The organism is Agrobacterium tumefaciens (assembly GCF_005221325.1).
Classification (GTDB): domain Bacteria; phylum Pseudomonadota; class Alphaproteobacteria; order Rhizobiales; family Rhizobiaceae; genus Agrobacterium.
Genome location: NZ_CP039888.1, coordinates 1,040,205 through 1,056,190, shown reverse-complemented (window position 1 = coordinate 1,056,190; position 15,986 = coordinate 1,040,205). Strand labels below are relative to the sequence as shown.

General features: G+C 58.4%; 17 protein-coding genes and 3 tRNA genes. 2 read left to right on the top strand and 18 right to left on the bottom strand.

From position 1 onward, the window contains the following. The 18 genes from CFBP5499_RS05575 to CFBP5499_RS05490 form a co-directional block, all read right to left on the bottom strand. Positions 1-1,512, bottom strand: coding sequence for an NADH-quinone oxidoreductase subunit M (locus CFBP5499_RS05575; RefSeq protein WP_080825271.1), 1,512 nt, complete (start codon positions 1,510-1,512; stop codon positions 1-3). After that, positions 1,512-3,509 (bottom strand): NADH-quinone oxidoreductase subunit L, encoded by a 1,998-nt coding sequence (gene nuoL, locus CFBP5499_RS05570; RefSeq protein WP_080825272.1) that lies wholly within the window; start codon positions 3,507-3,509, stop codon positions 1,512-1,514. The genes CFBP5499_RS05575 and nuoL overlap by 1 nt, the downstream gene beginning before the upstream one ends. 7 nt (positions 3,510-3,516) lie before the next feature. After that, complete coding sequence (nuoK, locus tag CFBP5499_RS05565) at positions 3,517-3,825, bottom strand: NADH-quinone oxidoreductase subunit NuoK (RefSeq protein WP_003502389.1); 309 nt, start codon at positions 3,823-3,825, stop codon at positions 3,517-3,519. A 29-nt stretch (positions 3,826-3,854) separates the two neighbouring features. Further along, positions 3,855-4,469 (bottom strand): NADH-quinone oxidoreductase subunit J, encoded by a 615-nt coding sequence (locus CFBP5499_RS05560; RefSeq protein WP_035217664.1) that lies wholly within the window; start codon positions 4,467-4,469, stop codon positions 3,855-3,857. Positions 4,470-4,606: 137 nt separating this feature from the next. Further along, positions 4,607-5,098, bottom strand: coding sequence for an NADH-quinone oxidoreductase subunit NuoI (nuoI, locus tag CFBP5499_RS05555; protein WP_004441327.1), 492 nt, complete (start codon positions 5,096-5,098; stop codon positions 4,607-4,609). A 36-nt stretch (positions 5,099-5,134) separates the two neighbouring features. Then, complete coding sequence (gene nuoH / locus CFBP5499_RS05550; RefSeq protein ID WP_080825273.1) at positions 5,135-6,181, bottom strand: NADH-quinone oxidoreductase subunit NuoH; 1,047 nt, start codon at positions 6,179-6,181, stop codon at positions 5,135-5,137. Between the two features lie 13 nt (positions 6,182-6,194). Further along, positions 6,195-8,276, bottom strand: a complete 2,082-nt coding sequence (nuoG, locus tag CFBP5499_RS05545; RefSeq protein ID WP_080825274.1) for an NADH-quinone oxidoreductase subunit NuoG — start codon at positions 8,274-8,276, stop codon at positions 6,195-6,197. Positions 8,277-8,425: 149 nt separating this feature from the next. After that, the gene (gene nuoF / locus CFBP5499_RS05540; protein ID WP_080817174.1) at positions 8,426-9,730 is read right to left on the bottom strand and encodes an NADH-quinone oxidoreductase subunit NuoF; all 1,305 of its coding nucleotides are present in this window, start codon (positions 9,728-9,730) and stop codon (positions 8,426-8,428) included. Positions 9,731-9,740: 10 nt separating this feature from the next. Beyond that, complete coding sequence (locus CFBP5499_RS05535) at positions 9,741-10,838, bottom strand: NADH-quinone oxidoreductase subunit E (RefSeq protein WP_080825275.1); 1,098 nt, start codon at positions 10,836-10,838, stop codon at positions 9,741-9,743. 16 nt (positions 10,839-10,854) lie between these two features. After that, complete coding sequence (locus tag CFBP5499_RS05530; RefSeq protein WP_080825276.1) at positions 10,855-11,115, bottom strand: hypothetical protein; 261 nt, start codon at positions 11,113-11,115, stop codon at positions 10,855-10,857. Next, positions 11,115-12,305, bottom strand: coding sequence for an NADH-quinone oxidoreductase subunit D (locus CFBP5499_RS05525; RefSeq protein WP_020012326.1), 1,191 nt, complete (start codon positions 12,303-12,305; stop codon positions 11,115-11,117). Before CFBP5499_RS05525 ends, CFBP5499_RS05530 begins: the two co-directional genes overlap by 1 nt. 1 nt (position 12,306) lies before the next feature. Further along, a complete protein-coding gene (locus CFBP5499_RS05520) occupies positions 12,307-12,735 on the bottom strand; it encodes a GFA family protein (protein ID WP_080825277.1) in 429 nt (142 codons plus the stop codon). Further along, positions 12,732-13,334 carry an NADH-quinone oxidoreductase subunit C gene (locus CFBP5499_RS05515; RefSeq protein ID WP_080825278.1) on the bottom strand — a complete coding sequence of 201 codons (603 nt, stop codon included), beginning with the start codon at positions 13,332-13,334 and terminating at the stop codon, positions 12,732-12,734. Before CFBP5499_RS05515 ends, CFBP5499_RS05520 begins: the two co-directional genes overlap by 4 nt. Before the next feature lie 21 nt (positions 13,335-13,355). Further along, positions 13,356-13,940, bottom strand: coding sequence for a NuoB/complex I 20 kDa subunit family protein (locus CFBP5499_RS05510; protein WP_003496467.1), 585 nt, complete (start codon positions 13,938-13,940; stop codon positions 13,356-13,358). Further along, entirely contained in the window at positions 13,931-14,296 is a 366-nt protein-coding gene (locus tag CFBP5499_RS05505) for an NADH-quinone oxidoreductase subunit A (RefSeq protein ID WP_003496469.1), read from the bottom strand. Before CFBP5499_RS05505 ends, CFBP5499_RS05510 begins: the two co-directional genes overlap by 10 nt. 439 nt (positions 14,297-14,735) lie before the next feature. After that, positions 14,736-14,812: transfer RNA gene (locus CFBP5499_RS05500), tRNA-Asp, on the bottom strand. Between the two features lie 41 nt (positions 14,813-14,853). Beyond that, positions 14,854-14,930: transfer RNA gene (locus CFBP5499_RS05495), tRNA-Asp, on the bottom strand. 87 nt (positions 14,931-15,017) lie between these two features. After that, positions 15,018-15,257: a hypothetical protein gene (locus tag CFBP5499_RS05490; RefSeq protein WP_130932443.1), complete on the bottom strand. Its 240-nt coding sequence runs from the start codon at positions 15,255-15,257 to the stop codon at positions 15,018-15,020. Positions 15,258-15,375: 118 nt separating this feature from the next. Between CFBP5499_RS05490 and CFBP5499_RS05485 the strand changes: the two genes are divergently transcribed. Continuing rightward, positions 15,376-15,451 (top strand) — tRNA-Val (locus tag CFBP5499_RS05485). Between the two features lie 322 nt (positions 15,452-15,773). Continuing rightward, positions 15,774-15,911 (top strand): hypothetical protein, encoded by a 138-nt coding sequence (locus CFBP5499_RS29920; RefSeq protein ID WP_173986760.1) that lies wholly within the window; start codon positions 15,774-15,776, stop codon positions 15,909-15,911. Positions 15,912-15,986 lie beyond the last annotated feature (75 nt).

Genomic DNA, 15,986 nt, shown 5'->3' with positions numbered 1-15,986 from the left:
TCAATTCATAGTGAGCGCAACATTTTGCGCCGCCTGCAATGCAGCCGAATAGTTGTTTACCAGAAGATCGACCGATGCGGCTGTCGCATCGAACACCGGAGCCGGATAGACGCCGAAGAAGATCGTCAGTGCAACCAGCGGATAAAGGATGACCTTTTCGCGGGTCGATAGATCGAGCATCGATTTCAGGCTTTCCTTCTCGAGCGCGCCGAAAATCACACGGCGATAAAGCCACAGCGCATAAGCGGCCGAGAGGATGACGCCGGTTGCCGCAAACAGCGCGACCAGTGTGTTGGCGCGGAATACGCCAATCAGCGTCAGGAATTCGCCGACAAAGCCGGAAGTGCCGGGCAGACCGACATTGGCCATGGTAAAGATCATGAAGGCGACGGCATATTTCGGCATGTTGTTCACGAGACCGCCATAGGCCGAAATCTCGCGGGTGTGCAGCCGGTCATAGACAACGCCGACGCAGAGGAAGAGCGCGCCCGACACGATACCGTGCGACAGCATCTGGAAGATAGCGCCCTGCACGCCCTGCACATTGGCGGCGAAGATGCCCATGGTCACGTAACCCATGTGGGCGACGGAGGAATAGGCGATCAGCTTCTTGATGTCGTCCTGCATCATCGCCACCAGCGAGGTGTAGATGATGGCGAGAACCGACAGCGTGAAGACGAAGGGTGCGAAATAGTCCGACGCTAGCGGGAACATTGACAGCGAGAAACGGATGAAACCGTAACCGCCGAGCTTCAGCATGACGCCGGCCAGGATGACCGAACCTGCGGTCGGCGCCTGAACGTGGGCATCCGGCAGCCAGGTGTGGACCGGCCACATCGGCATCTTGACCGAGAAGGCGGCGAAACAGGCAAGCCAGAGCCAGGTCTGCATGCCTGCCGGGAAGCCGTATTTCAGCAGCTCGGTCATGTCGGTCGTGCCGGACTGCCAGTACATCGCCATGATGGCGAGCATGGTCAAAACGGAGCCGAGCAGCGTGTAGAGGAAGAACTTGTAGGATGCGTAGACGCGATCCTTGCCGCCCCAGACACCGATGATGATGAACATCGGGATCAGCGTCGCTTCGAAGAACACGTAGAAAAGAACCGTGTCCAGCGCCACGAAGACGCCGACCATGACGACTTCCAGAAGCAGGAAGGCAATCATGTATTCCTTGACGCGCTTTTCAATCGAATTCCAGCTTGCCAGCACGCAGAAGGGCATGAGGAAGGTGGTGAGGATGACGAACAGCATGGAGATGCCGTCGACACCCAGATGATAGGCGGCGATATTACCGAACCAGGCGTGTTTTTCCACCATCTGGAAACCGGGGTTCGAATTGTCGAAACCGATCCAGACGAACAGCGACACGATGAAGGTGAAGACGGTCGTCAGCAGCGAGACATTGAGAATGCTACGGCGACCAAAAGGGCCGTTCTCGTTAGTCAGCAGCAGGAGCACCACGCCGACGAGCGGCAGAAAGGTGACCGTTGAAAGAATGGGCCAATCGGTCATCAGAGGGCACTCCCGAGCATCATCCAGGTGACAAGCGCCGCGATGCCGATCAGCATCGCAAAGGCATAATGATAGAGGTAACCGGATTGCAGGCGGACCATGCGGTTGGTCACGTCAACCACACGCGCTGCAATGCCGTTCGGTCCGTAGTGGTCGATGACGGCGACGTCGCCCTTCTTCCACAGGAAGCGGCCAAGCGCCTTTGCGGAACGTACGAACAGGAAGTCGTAGAGTTCGTCGAAGTACCACTTGTTCAGAAGGAACTGGTAGAGGCCACGATGGGTCTCGGCCAGACGCTTCGGCGTCTCCGGCGACTTGATGTACATGTACCAAGCGGTCACGAAACCAAGCGCCATGGCGAAGAACGGGCTCCACTTCACCCACAGCGGAACGTGGTGGAACTCTTCGAGGATTTCATTTTCCGGAAGCGTGAACAGAGCGCCCTTCCAGAACTCGGCATATTCGTGGCCGAAGAAATAACCCTCGAAGGCAACACCGGCAAATATCGCGCCAACCGTGAGGATGAAGAGCGGGATCAGCATGACCATCGGCGATTCATGAACATGGTGCATGACATCGGCAGACGCGCGCGGCTTGCCGAAGAAGGTCATGAACGCCAGACGCCAGGAATAGAAGCTGGTGAACAGCGCGGCGATGACCAGCAGCGTGAAGGCGAAACCGGACAGCACCGAATGGGACGCGTAAGCGGATTCGATGATGACGTCCTTCGAGAAGAAGCCGGCAAAGCCGATCATCGTGCCCGGAATACCGACGCCGGTGAGCGCCAGCGTGCCAACGGTCATGGTCCAGAAGGTGATGGGAATGTGCTTTCGCAGGCCACCCATGTACCGCATGTCCTGCTCGCCATCGACAGCATGGATGACCGAGCCGGCGCACAGGAACAGCAGAGCCTTGAAGAAGGCGTGCGTGAAGAGATGGAAGACGGCAGCACCATAAGCGCCGACGCCGAGCGCCACGAACATGTAACCGAGCTGCGAGCAGGTCGAATAGGCGATCACGCGCTTGATGTCGTTCTGCACGAGGCCGACGGTCGCCGCGAAGAAGGCGGTGATCGCGCCAATCAGGGTCACAACGGTCAAGGCATCATGCGACAGTTCAAACAGCGGCGACATGCGGGCGACGAGGAAGACGCCGGCGGTGACCATGGTTGCGGCGTGAATGAGGGCAGACACCGGGGTCGGGCCTTCCATCGCATCCGGCAACCAAGTGTGCAGCAGGAACTGCGCCGATTTACCCATTGCGCCCATGAAAAGCAGCAGGCAGACGCCGGTCATCGCATTGGCCTTGTCCAGCTGCATGCCGAACAGGTTGATGACGGTTTCGGAGGCGGTCGCACCTTCTGCCGGCAGATAGGTGCCGGCGGCGGCGAAAACCGTCTCCAGATTGATCGAGCCGAACAGCACGAAGACGCCCGAGATGCCGAGGATGAAGCCGAAGTCACCGACGCGGTTGACGATGAAGGCCTTCATGGCGGCGGCAGAGGCCGAAGGTTTCTTGAACCAGAAGCCGATCAGCAGATAGGACGCCAGACCCACGCCTTCCCAGCCGAAGAACATCTGCAGCAGGTTGTCGGAAGTCACCAGCATCAGCATGGCGAAGGTGAAGAGCGACAGATAGGCAAAGAAACGCGGACGATGCGGATCGTGGTGCATGTATCCGATCGAATAAAGATGCACCAGCGTCGAGACCGTGTTGACGACCACGAACATGACGGCCGTCAGCGTATCGATGCGGAACGCCCATTCGACGTCGATGCCGCCGGACTGGATCCAGCGCAGCACGGTGACCTTGATCACCTCGCCCGGCTCGCCATGGGCGAGCGCCACGTTGAAAAAGACGATCCACGACAGGATGGCGACCACGATCATCAGACCGGTGGTGACATATTCCGAGGCCTTGGCGCCGATCGAGCGGCCGAACAGGCCGGCGATCAGGAAGCCGATCAGGGGAAGAAAGACGATAGCCTTGTAGATCATAGCCTTATCAGCCCTTCATCATATTGACGTCTTCAACGGCGATCGATCCGCGGTTGCGGTAGAAGACAACGAGTATTGCAAGACCGATGGCCGCTTCGGCAGCTGCGACGGTCAGAATGAACAGTGCGAAGACCTGGCCGACGATATCGTTCAGGAACGCCGAGAACGCCACCATGTTGATGTTGACCGCCAGCAGGATGAGCTCGATCGACATCAGTATGACGATGACGTTCTTCCGGTTGAGGAAGATACCGAACACGCCGATCGTGAAGAGAATGGCGCTGACCGTCAGGTAGTGGGAAAGACCGATTACCATATTGTGTTTCCTTGAATCCGTTCGCGCCTTCAGATGCCCTGACCCGGCTTGACCTTGACCGTGGTGACGGCGGTCTTCGGGTCTCGGCCGACCTGCGTGGAAATATCCTGCCGCTTGATATCGGTGCGGTGACGCAGCGTCAGCACGATCGCGCCGATCATGGCCACCAGCAGTACGAGACCGGCAAGCTGGAAGAAGTAGATGTAATTGGTATAGAGCACATCACCGAGTGCGGCCGTATTGGTGCGCTCGGTCACCGGCGGGATCGGCATGGTGATCGATTTCGCCGCCTGCGGGTTCAGCACGCTACCGCCGACCACGACGATCAGCTCGGCCGCGAGGATGACACCTATCAGCGCGCCGACCGGGGCGTATTGCAGCACGCCCGAGCGCAGCTCGGCAAAATCCACATCCAGCATCATGACGACGAAGAGGAAAAGCACCGCCACCGCGCCGACATAGACCACCAGCAGGATCATGCCGAGAAACTCGGCGCCCGTCAGCAGGAACAGCGCGGCTGCGTTGAAGAAGGTCAAAATCAGAAACAGCACCGAATGAACTGGGTTCTTCGATGCGATGACCATGAACGCAGACGCCACGGCGACGAAAGCGAATATATAAAAGAATACAGCGTGCAGACCCATGTTGGTGCCTTCTTGTCCTCATCGGGCAAAGATGGCTCGAAGGCCCCTCACCCGTTTCGTCCCCGCCGGCGAAAACCGCGCAGGCATTTTACTTTTTCATCGCTTTCCGGGGTTTCCCCCGGAAAGACGGTTGCACCTTAACGATAAGGCGCATCCAGTGCGAGGTTGCGCGCGATTTCACGCTCCCAGCGGTCGCCATTGTCGAGAAGCTTCTGCTTGTCGAAATAAAGCTCCTCGCGGGTTTCCGTCGCGAATTCGAAGTTCGGGCCTTCGACGATGGCATCCACCGGGCAGGCTTCCTGGCAGAAGCCGCAATAGATGCACTTCACCATGTCGATGTCGTAACGCACCGTGCGGCGGGTGCCGTCATTGCGGCGCGGGCCGGCTTCGATGGTGATCGCCTGAGCAGGACAGATCGCTTCACACAGCTTGCAGGCGATGCAACGTTCTTCACCGTTCGGATAACGGCGCAACGCGTGCTCACCACGAAAGCGCGGAGAAACCGGACCCTTTTCGAAAGGATAGTTGATCGTCGCCTTCTGCTTGAAGAAGTGGCGCATGGTCAGGAAGATCGCGCCTACGAATTCCTTCAGGAACAGCGAGTTGACGGCTTGGGAGAGGCTTGCCATCTCAGTCTCCAGATCTTTGAGCGAGGAGTTCAGACATCAACCGGCCCACCCCGTCAGCTTCAATACGAATGCAACAATAACGACCATGGCGAGCGACAGCGGCAGGAACACCTTCCAGCCGAGGCGCATGAGCTGGTCATAACGATAACGCGGAACGAAAGCCTTGGTGAGCGCGATCATAAAGAAGACCATGCAGCCCTTGAGCGCGAACCAGACTATGCCCGGAACCCAGTTCAGGAACCACACATCCACGATCGGGAGCCAGCCGCCGAGGAACAGGATCGTCGTCAGGCAGCAGATCAGGACGATCGCAGCATATTCGCCGAGCATGAACATCATGTAAGGCGTGGAGCCATATTCGACCATGTGACCGGCGACCAGTTCCGATTCCGCTTCCGGAAGGTCGAAGGGCGGACGGTTGGTTTCGGCAAGGCCCGAAATGAAGAACACGACGAACATCGGGAACAGCGACAGCCAGTGCCAGTCGAGGAACGATGCCGGCAGGCCGATCATCGTGCCAAGCCCGGTACGCTGGGCAAGAACGATATCCGTGAGGTTCAGCGAGCCGACGCAGAGCAGAACCGTGACGATGACGAGACCGATCGACACTTCATAGGACACCATCTGCGCTGCCGAACGCAGCGCGCCGAGGAACGGATACTTCGAGTTCGAAGCCCAGCCGCCCATGATGATGCCGTACACTTCAAGCGAAGAAATCGCGAAGATGTAGAGAATGCCGACATTGATATTGGCGACGACCCAGCCATCGGCGAAGGGAATGACCGCGTAGGTGGCGAGCGCCAGCGTCACGGCAACCAGCGGCGCCAGAAGGAAGACCGCCTTGTTGGCACCGGCCGGAATGACGGGCTCCTTCAGGATGAACTTCAAGAGGTCGGCGAAGGACTGGAAGAGACCGAAGGGACCAACGACGTTCGGACCACGGCGCAGCTGCACGGCTGCCCAGACCTTGCGGTCGGCAAGCAGCAGGAAGGCGATGGCCACCAGAAGGCAAACGAGAAGCAGCAGGGACTGGCCGACCATGATCAGCGCGGGCCAGACGTAGCTCCAGAAAAACTGTTCCATAAATCCCCTACCCTTACTCTGCCGCAGCCTGGAAATTGTTGCGGGCCAATGCGGAGCACTCGGCCATGACAGCAGAGGCGCGCGCAATCGGGTTCGTCAAATAAAAGTCTTTTACCGGCGAGGCAAACGCCGACTTGTTGAGCGAGCCGGTCTTGCCGGCCAAAGCCTCGATATCCTGGCCGTTGCCGGCCACGATCTCATCGGTTTCCGCCAGATGCGGATGCGCGACATAAAGCTGGCCGCGCAGGGCAGACAGCGAATCGAACGGCAGCTTCTTGCCGAGAACGTCGGACAGCGCACGCAGGATCGCCCAGTCTTCACGGGCTTCACCCGGTGCGAAACCGGCGCGGTTGCCGACCTGAACGCGGCCTTCGGTGTTGACCCAGATACCGGATTTCTCGGTATAGGCCGCACCCGGAAGGATGACGTCGGCATTCATCGCGCCCTGATCGCCATGGCTGCCGATATAGACGGTGAACTTTGCGCCCTTGTTGGAAAGGTCGAGCTCATCGGCGCCGAGCAGGAAGAGAACATCCATGGAGGCGACCATGTCGGCGCTAGCAACACCGCCCTCGCCCGGCACGAAGCCGATATCGAGACCGCCAACGCGGGCAGCTGCAGTGTGCAGAACCGAGAAACCGTTCCACTCTTCGCTGACAGCACCGACCGAAACGGCAAGCTTGGCAGCGGCAGCGAGCACGGCGGCACCATCGGCGCGGGCAAGAGCGCCCTGACCGATGATGATCAGCGGGTTCTTGGCGGACTTCAGCTTGTCGATGAAGCTGTGCGAACCATTGGCGAGATCGGACAGCGTTTCCGCACCCGAGCCGAGATATTCGTAATTGTAGCGCAGCTCGCCGGCTTCACCGATCACGCCGATCGGGAAACCGCCACGACGCCAGCGCTTGCGGATGCGGGCGTTGAGCACCGCCGCTTCGTAACGCGGGTTCGCGCCGACGATCAGCAGCGCGTCTGCCTGCTCGATGCCTTCAATGGTGGAATTGAAGATGTAGCTGGCGCGACCCAAAGACGGATCAAGCGCTGCGCCATCCTGACGGCAATCGACATTGGCCGAACCGAGCGAGGCGAGAAGCGACTTCAGCGCGAACATTTCTTCCACGGACGACAGATCACCGGCGATCGCGCCGATCTTGTTGCCGGAGGTTGCGGCAACAGCCTGCTTGATCGCACCGAAAGCTTCGCCCCAGGTGGCGGGCTGCAGACGGCCATCCTTGCGGACGTAAGGCCGGTCGAGACGCTGGGTCTTCAGGCCGTCCCAGATGAAGCGGCTCTTGTCGGAAATCCACTCTTCGTTGATCGCCTCGTTGACACGCGGCATGACGCGCATGACTTCGCGGCCACGGGTATCGACGCGGATGGCCGAACCGAGCGCGTCCATCACGTCGATGGTTTCGGTCTTGTTCAGTTCCCACGGACGGGCGGTGAAGGCGAAAGGCTTGGAGGTGAGCGCGCCGACCGGGCAAAGGTCAACGACGTTGCCCTGAAGCTCCGAGGTCATCGCCTGCTCGAGATAGGTGGTGATCTCGGCATCCTCGCCGCGGCCGATGAGGCCAAGTTCGGCAATGCCTGCCACTTCCGTCGTGAAACGGACGCAGCGCGTGCAGTGAATGCAGCGGTTCATGACCGTCTTGACGAGCGGGCCGATATATTTGTCTTCAACCGCGCGCTTGTTTTCCGCGTAACGCGAACCGGCGATACCGAAGGCCATGGCCTGGTCCTGCAGGTCGCATTCGCCGCCCTGGTCGCAGATCGGGCAATCCAGCGGGTGGTTGATGAGCAGGAATTCCATCACGCCTTCGCGGGCCTTCTTGACCATCGGCGTATTGGTGAAAACCTCAGGCAGTTCGCCGTTCGGGCCGCCGCGAACATCGCGCACGCCCATGGCGCAGGAGGCGGCGGGCTTGGGCGGTCCGCCCTTCACCTCGATGAGACACATGCGGCAGTTACCCGCGACCGACAAGCGCTCATGAAAACAAAAGCGCGGAACTTCGGCACCAGCCTCCTCGCACGCCTGCAACAGCGTGAAATGATCCGGAACCTCGATCTCTTTACCGTCAACCTTGAGCTTTGCCATGGTTCTACTTACGTCCTGTTGCCTGTTCGTCCCATGTCTCACACGGTCCGCAACAAATCCTTAATCGCGCCCGGCATCCGAAGGTTTGCCAGACGTTTCATGGTGTTGCGGGGCCGGAAATTTCCGGCTCCGCTCGAAGCCTTCGATGCTTATTCAGCGGCTTCCAGAACAGCGCCATCATCCATGGCCCTGTAGGTATATTGGTCGATGCGCTTTTCGATTTCCGGACGGAAATTGCGGATCAGCGCCTGTACCGGCCATGCGGCGGCGTCGCCGAGCGCACAGATGGTGTGGCCTTCGATCTGCTTGGTCACTTCAAACAGCATGTCGATTTCGCGCTTCTGCGCGTTGCCCTTGACCATGCGCTCCAGCACGCGCCACATCCAGCCGGTACCTTCGCGGCACGGCGTGCACTGGCCGCAGCTTTCATGCTTGAAGAAGGCCGCGATGCGGGCAATCGCCTTGATGACGTCGGTGGACTTGTCCATGACGATCATGCCGCCGGTGCCGAAGGAAGACTTCACTTCGCGCATGCCATCGAAGTCCATGATGGCGTCCTTCATGTCCTCACCGCGCACGATGGGGCAGGATGCGCCGCCGGGGATGACGCCGAGCAGATTGTCCCAGCCGCCGCGAATGCCACCGCAATGGTGTTCGATCAGTTCACGGAAGGACAGGCCCAGCGCATCTTCGAAGGTGCACGGACGCTCGACATGGCCTGACACCATGAACAGCTTGGTGCCGACATTGTTCGGACGGCCGATCCCCGAGAACCAGGCAGCGCCACGGCGCAGGATGGTCGGCGCAACGGCGATCGATTCAACGTTGTTGACGGTCGTCGGGCAGCCGTAAAGACCCATATTGGCCGGGAACGGCGGCTTGAGGCGCGGCTGGCCCTTCTTGCCTTCAAGGCTTTCGAGCAGAGCCGTCTCTTCACCGCAGATATAGGCACCCGCGCCGTGATGGACGTAGATGTCGAAATCCCAGCCGTTCTTGTTGTTCTTGCCGAGCAGGCCGGCATCGTAGCACTCGTCGATGGCCGCCTGAAGCGCTTCACGCTCGCGCATATATTCGCCGCGCACGTAGATATAGGCGGTATGCGCGCCCATGGCGAAACCGGCGATCACGCAGCCTTCGATCAGCGTATGCGGATCGTTGCGCAGGATTTCGCGGTCCTTGCAGGTGCCGGGTTCAGATTCGTCGGCGTTAACGACGAGATAATGCGGACGGCCGTCATTTTCCTTCGGCATGAAGGACCATTTGAGACCCGTCGGGAAGCCAGCGCCACCGCGACCGCGAAGGCCTGATGCCTTCATCTCGTTGATGATCCAGTCACGACCCTTTTCGATGATCTGCTTGGTGCCGTCCCAATGGCCGCGCGCACGAACGCCCTTCAGGGACTTGTCCTTGAGGCCGTAGAGATTGGTAAAGATGCGATCCTGATCTTTTAACATGCTTCACCTCTTACCGCGGCTTCTTGCCGAAGACCCTGATATACTCGGCTTCGCCACCCTTGGCGAGCGCCTCGGCCTGCTTGATCCACTCGTCGCGTTCGATGCGGCCCTTGAAATTCAGATAACCGTCGACCCAATCGCATTCGGCCTTTTTCCAGCCGGCGATCTGCGCGTAGGTGAAGATGCCGAGCTCGTGCAGCGTGCCCTCGATTTTCGGACCGACGCCGGAAATCAGCTTCAGGTCGTCGGGCGTCGCCGGCTTTTCGATGCCCGCTGGACGATCCTTGGAATCGAGCGAGGGTTTCGCAGATCCCGAAGCTTCCTTTTCGACGGCCTTTACATTGGCTTCCGCAGCCTTCGGCTCATTGGCCGGCGTCTTCAGCTTCGGATCGGTTTCCGGAGCATCCGTCTTCGGCTTGGCGGCATTGGACGGCGGAACCGGTGCGGCATCCGCAGGCACTTCGGCCGGCTTGTCGAGATTGGAACGGTCCGGCTTGATCTCTTCGGTCAGCGTCGTCAGGCCGCCGACCGGAACCGACTCGTGACGATCGATCTGCGGGCCGGTCTTGACCGTGTCGCCCTTGCCTGCCTCGAACGTGTCGATGATCTCTTCCAGACGCTCGGGCGTCAGGTCCTCATAGGCATCCTTGAAGATGATGACCATCGGCGCGTTGACGCAGGCGCCCTGACATTCCACTTCTTCCCAGGACAGCGTGCCGCTCTCATTGGTGTGCAGCGGATCGTGATGGATCTTCTTGCGGCAGACATCCATCAGCGCTTCGGAACCGCGCAGCATGCAGGGCGTGGTGCCACACACCTGAACGTGGGCGCGCGTGCCGACCGGCTTCAGCTGGAACTGCGTATAGAAGGTCGCCACTTCCATGACGCGGATATAGGCCATATCCAGCATGTCGGCGATTTTTTCGATGGCGGCGCGGGTAACCCAGCCGTCCTGCTCCTGCGCACGCATGAGCAGCGGGATAACCGCCGATTGCTGGCGTCCCTGCGGATATTTCTGGATCGTCTTTTCCGCCCACACGGTATTATCCGCGTTGAAGGCAAACGCCACGGGCTGGAACTGATCTTCGGCTAGTCGACGAACGGACATACTTCCTCACGCCTTTTCAGTTTAACGTCTCACAACGCGATCTCGCCACCGTGACGAATTCGCAGGCGTAAGCCGCCTTGTCTTTCTGCATGAACACAATGAACTTGCTGCCGTTGGGAACCGAGGCCTTGATCTCGTATCCCGACGACAGAAGCTGCTTGATGGTCGAAGAGCCGCCGCCCGACAGCGATACTTCAGGCTCGTTCGTCGCCGTCTGGGCGAGAACGGGCGCCGACATCGCAGCGAGAAAAGCCGGAATGGCCAGCGGCAGACGCATCAGCGGTCGACCTCCCCGAACACGATGTCGAGAGAGCCGAGCACGGCTGTAACGTCGGCAAGCTGATGTCCCTTGCACAGGAAATCCATCGCCTGCAAATGTGCATAACCCGGCGCGCGGATCTTGCAGCGGTAGGGCTTGTTCGAACCGTCGGCGACCACGTAGACGCCAAACTCGCCCTTCGGCGCTTCGACGGCGGCGTAAACTTCGCCGGCGGGAACGTGATAACCTTCAGTATAAAGCTTGAAGTGGTGGATCAGCGCTTCCATCGAACGCTTCATCTCCCCCCGCTTGGGCGGAACCACCTTACCGTCAAGCGAGGAGACCGGGCCGATGCGATGCTTGCCGGACAGAAGATCGACGCACTGCTTCATGATCTTTACCGATTCACGCATTTCCTGCATGCGGATCAGATAACGGTCGTAGCAGTCGCCGTTCTTGCCGACGGGAATATCGAACTCCAGATCGGAATAACACTCGTAAGGCTGCGAACGGCGCAGATCCCAGGCAGCGCCCGAACCGCGCACCATCACGCCCGTAAAGCCCCATGCAAACGCATCTTCCAGCGACACGACGCCGATATCGACGTTACGCTGCTTGTAGATGCGGTTGTCTGTCAGCAGACCTTCGATATTGTCGAGGACGGTCAGGAACGGATCGCACCATTTGCCGATATCGTCCACCAGCTCCGGCGGCAGGTCCTGATGCACGCCACCCGGACGAACATAGGCCGAGTGCATGCGGGCGCCACAGGCACGCTCGTAGAACACCATCAGCTTTTCGCGTTCCTCGAAACCCCAGACCGGCGGCGTCATCGCACCAACGTCCATGGCCTGCGTCGTCACGTTCATGATGTGCGACAGGATGCGGCCGATTTCCGAATAGAGAACGCGGATCAGCTGGCCGCGCATCGGGATTTCGAGGCCCAGCAGCTTTTCAACGGCGAGCGCGAAAGCGTGTTCCTGGTTCATCGGCGCGACATAGTCGAGACGATCGAAATAAGGAACGGCCTGAAGATAGGTCTTGGTCTCGATCAGCTTTTCGGTGCCGCGATGCAAAAGACCGATATGCGGATCGACGCGCTCGACGATTTCGCCGTCCAGTTCCAGAACCAGACGCAGCACGCCGTGCGCGGAGGGATGTTCCGGACCGAAGTTGATCGTGAAATTGCGGACGTTATGCTCTGTCATTCTAGTGCTCCGCCGAGGTGATCATGGCGATGAATTCGGGGCCGGTCATGTTCTGCGTGGTTTGCGCGAAAGAGTAGCTCGAAGGCTTTTCATCCGTGAAAATCTGCGACGCGAACTTGAAGCTGGAAGGGTTGTCGAAAGCCTGCAGCGAAACGGCAAAATGCTTGCCATCCTTGGAACGCCAGACCAGCGTGCTGCCGCAGTTCTTGCAGAAGCAACGCTCACCCCATTCCGACGAGGAATAAACGCCAAGGGTTTCCTCATTCTCGAAGGTGATATCAGTGCATTCGACAGCCATGAACGCACCGCCGGACCAGCGGCGGCACATGGAGCAATGGCAAACGCCGAATTCGCGGGCACCGAGCGTGGCTGTGAAGCCAACGGCGCCGCAAAGACATTGTCCATGCTCTGTCGCGGGGGCTTCGCTCATTGCTTGGCCTTTTCGTCACCCGGGAGAACATATTCCGTTCCTTCCCAAGGGGAAAGGAAGTCGAAGTTACGGAATTCCTGCTTCAGTTCGACCGGTTCATAGAGAACCCGTTTCAGAACGTCATCGTAACGCACTTCCACGAAGCCGGTAACCGGAAAATCCTTGCGCAGCGGATGGCCTTCGAAGCCGTAGTCGGTGAGGATGCGGCGCAGGTCCTTATGGCCCTCGAAAGGAATGCCATACATGTCCCAGGCTTCGCGCTCGAACCATTCCGCACCCATATAGACTGATGTCGACGAGGGAACGCCCTCGTCTTCCGCCACCTGCAGCTTGATACGCACGCGCAGGTTCTGGCGCGGCGACAGCAGATGGTAGACGACATCGAAACGCTTCTCGCGCTGCGGCCAGTCGACGCCGCAAATATCGATGATGTTGACGAAACCACACTGCACGTCGTCGCGCAGGAAGGTCAAAAGCGCAATGACGTTCTCCGGCGTCGTGTTCAGCGTCAGCTCGCCATAGGCGATATCAGCCGACACCACGAGGGAACCACGCGCTTCCTTAACGTAAGCAGCAAGATCGTTGAGAGCTTCGCTCATTCTTAAATCCGTCCTTTGCCCTTAGCGCTCGATCGTACCGGTACGCCGGATCTTCTTCTGCAGCAGAAGCACGCCGTAAAGCAGCGCTTCGGCCGTGGGGGGACAGCCCGGGACATAGATATCAACAGGCACGACGCGGTCGCAACCGCGCACCACGGCGTAGGAATAATGGTAATAACCGCCGCCATTGGCGCAGGAGCCCATGGAGATGACGTAACGCGGCTCAGGCATCTGGTCATAGACCTTGCGCAGAGCGGGCGCCATCTTGTTGGTCAGCGTGCCGGCAACGATCATCACGTCCGACTGGCGCGGCGAGGCGCGCGGGGCGACGCCGAAGCGTTCCATGTCATAACGCGGACCGGACGCCTGCATCAAGCCTTCAACGGCGCAGCAGGCGAGACCGAACTGCATCCACATCAAGGAACCGGTGCGCGCCCAGGTGATCAGCTCGTCGGTCGAGGTGACGAGAAAGCCCTTGTCGGCCAGCTCGTCATTGATTTCCGTGAAGTAGGCATCGTTGCTGCCAACCGGCTTGCCGGTCGAGGGATCGATGATCCCCTTTGGCTGCGGCGCAACGAGCGTGCTGTTGTTCTGGCTCATGCCCATTCCAGCGCTCCCTTCTTCCACTCATAGATAAAGCCGATGGTGAGAACGAGAAGGAACACCATCATCGACCAGAAACCGAACCAGCCCATCTCGCCGAAAGACACCGCCCAGGGAAACAGGAAGGCGACTTCCAGATCGAAGATGATGAAGAGGATCGATACAAGATAAAAACGGATATCGAACTTCATGCGGGCATCGTCGAAGGCGTTGAAACCGCACTCGAAAGCGGAGAGCTTTTCCGGGTCCGGCGCCTTGTAAGCGACAGCGAAAGGCGCAATGAGAAGCGCCAGGCCGATGACAAGAGCGATACCGATGAAAATTGCGATCGGAATGTAGGAACTGAGGAGTTCAGTCATGGTCTCTTCCCTGCCCGGCCGGGTGCCGGACCTGCCTTTGTGACCTTGAGTCTCAAAGAGCGGACAAATATGTTGCAACGCCAAAGTGGTTAGCGCAGCCGCGCCCTCTCTGCAAGAGTTTAGGCACCATTTCAAGACACCTGCCGCATTGATTGGCAACAATATTGCCGGAATTGACGCAAATTTGGGCCACAATTCCGGCCTAAGCCCCTCAAATACAATAATAATCGATTGAACGACGCAACCGCAAAAAAGTCACACGAATTTTACATCGGAATGGTGACGAAGTGACGGTTTTCGGGAATCGAAACTTGACTAAAAAACGCAGGAAAAATCGTGCATAAAAAGGCTGGAATCAGCCACCCGAAATGCCAATACGAGAGTGGACGCTTGATGCGTCATTTTTTATTTTTTGGGAGACATTTCTGGAAAAAAGAAATGGCGCGAGTGACGGGGCTCGAACCCGCGACCTCCGGCGTGACAGGCCGGCACTCTAACCGACTGAGCTACACCCGCGCTCCACAGACATGCGTCTGCGTATTTTCCGAGGAACAGGATGGCGCGAGTGACGGGGCTCGAACCCGCGACCTCCGGCGTGACAGGCCGGCACTCTAACCAACTGAGCTACACCCGCTTATCCTGACGGCAGGAGCTTGTCCCGCCGCTCGAACCAGCCTCGGCTGTTCGATGAGCGGCTAACTACGGCGTTCGTGCGGGGGTGTCAAGCAGGTTTCACGACAAAAGAATAAGCTTCTTCATTTTGATCGGGAAAAACCGGAAGGCCCTTAAGCACGATTGCTGCAAAGGCCCTGGTTTCCGGGCTTTTCCCAACAAAAACAAAAAACTTGTCCACAGCCGCAGGCTTCCACGGCGGGCTTTCTATAAAGCCATCAAGGCATTGCCGGGGCCTGATTTTGCCAAAAGCCCGCAGTTCCCGGCTTTTTTGCCCCTCACCTTTCACGCTGGACTAAACTGCCAGGAAAAAAAACAAAAAAACTTCACAAAAGCTCTTGCGGTTTTTTTCCGATCCGAATACATCACGGCCACCGACGCGGCGGACATGATCCGAGACACGCGAAGGGCGATTAGCTCAGTTGGTAGAGCGCCTCGTTTACACCGAGGATGTCGGGAGTTCGAGTCTCTCATCGCCCACCATTTTTCCAAATTCCTCAAATACATGCTTACGAGCGCGTTATTTTTCCGGATCGCGCTGCACTTTGTCTTGAATTCCCCCCACGGGAATCAGACTGCCTCTCCCCCGATTCAGCATCGAAGGACCGGATTAGTAATCCGGAACCGGGGAAATCGTTTTTTCCTGACATCATCTATTCCAAATCGGGACTCCTGTTTCGGATTCCGACAGCCGGACCAAATCTCTGTGCCACTCCGTAACATACCGAAAAATAAGCAGATTCAGACTTTTTAAAGAGATTTCGGGCATTGTTTGCGTACCGTTTCATGATGAACGGTTGAACTGATGGATGAAACCATGTCGATCGATGCGATTGTAACTCTCGCGCTTATTGCGCTGCCCGTTTATATTTTTTTCCGTTGGGTCCAGCAGGATTCGGAAAAATCAGATACTCCCAAAAGTCCGAAGTCCATGGGGCGCTGATCTGTCAGGATCGATCCGCGGCATTTTCATGGACGGCATCTGGATGAAATCCTCCAAGATTCGATACTGAAAGAG

Excerpts from the sequence above, each read along its gene's own strand:
- CFBP5499_RS05575 (WP_080825271.1), bottom strand. The coding sequence starts at position 1,512 with ATGACCGATTGGCCCATTCTTTCAACGGTCACCTTTCTGCCGCTCGTC.
- nuoL (WP_080825272.1), bottom strand. The coding sequence starts at position 3,509 with ATGATCTACAAGGCTATCGTCTTTCTTCCCCTGATCGGCTTCCTGATC.
- nuoK (WP_003502389.1), bottom strand. The coding sequence starts at position 3,825 with ATGGTAATCGGTCTTTCCCACTACCTGACGGTCAGCGCCATTCTCTTC.
- CFBP5499_RS05560 (WP_035217664.1), bottom strand. The coding sequence starts at position 4,469 with ATGGGTCTGCACGCTGTATTCTTTTATATATTCGCTTTCGTCGCCGTG.
- nuoI (WP_004441327.1), bottom strand. The coding sequence starts at position 5,098 with ATGGCAAGCCTCTCCCAAGCCGTCAACTCGCTGTTCCTGAAGGAATTC.
- nuoH (WP_080825273.1), bottom strand. The coding sequence starts at position 6,181 with ATGGAACAGTTTTTCTGGAGCTACGTCTGGCCCGCGCTGATCATGGTC.
- nuoG (WP_080825274.1), bottom strand. The coding sequence starts at position 8,276 with ATGGCAAAGCTCAAGGTTGACGGTAAAGAGATCGAGGTTCCGGATCAT.
- nuoF (WP_080817174.1), bottom strand. The coding sequence starts at position 9,730 with ATGTTAAAAGATCAGGATCGCATCTTTACCAATCTCTACGGCCTCAAG.
- CFBP5499_RS05535 (WP_080825275.1), bottom strand. The coding sequence starts at position 10,838 with ATGTCCGTTCGTCGACTAGCCGAAGATCAGTTCCAGCCCGTGGCGTTT.
- CFBP5499_RS05530 (WP_080825276.1), bottom strand. The coding sequence starts at position 11,115 with ATGCGTCTGCCGCTGGCCATTCCGGCTTTTCTCGCTGCGATGTCGGCG.
- CFBP5499_RS05525 (WP_020012326.1), bottom strand. The coding sequence starts at position 12,305 with ATGACAGAGCATAACGTCCGCAATTTCACGATCAACTTCGGTCCGGAA.
- CFBP5499_RS05520 (WP_080825277.1), bottom strand. The coding sequence starts at position 12,735 with ATGAGCGAAGCCCCCGCGACAGAGCATGGACAATGTCTTTGCGGCGCC.
- CFBP5499_RS05515 (WP_080825278.1), bottom strand. The coding sequence starts at position 13,334 with ATGAGCGAAGCTCTCAACGATCTTGCTGCTTACGTTAAGGAAGCGCGT.
- CFBP5499_RS05510 (WP_003496467.1), bottom strand. The coding sequence starts at position 13,940 with ATGGGCATGAGCCAGAACAACAGCACGCTCGTTGCGCCGCAGCCAAAG.
- CFBP5499_RS05505 (WP_003496469.1), bottom strand. The coding sequence starts at position 14,296 with ATGACTGAACTCCTCAGTTCCTACATTCCGATCGCAATTTTCATCGGT.
- CFBP5499_RS29920 (WP_173986760.1), top strand. The coding sequence starts at position 15,774 with ATGGATGAAACCATGTCGATCGATGCGATTGTAACTCTCGCGCTTATT.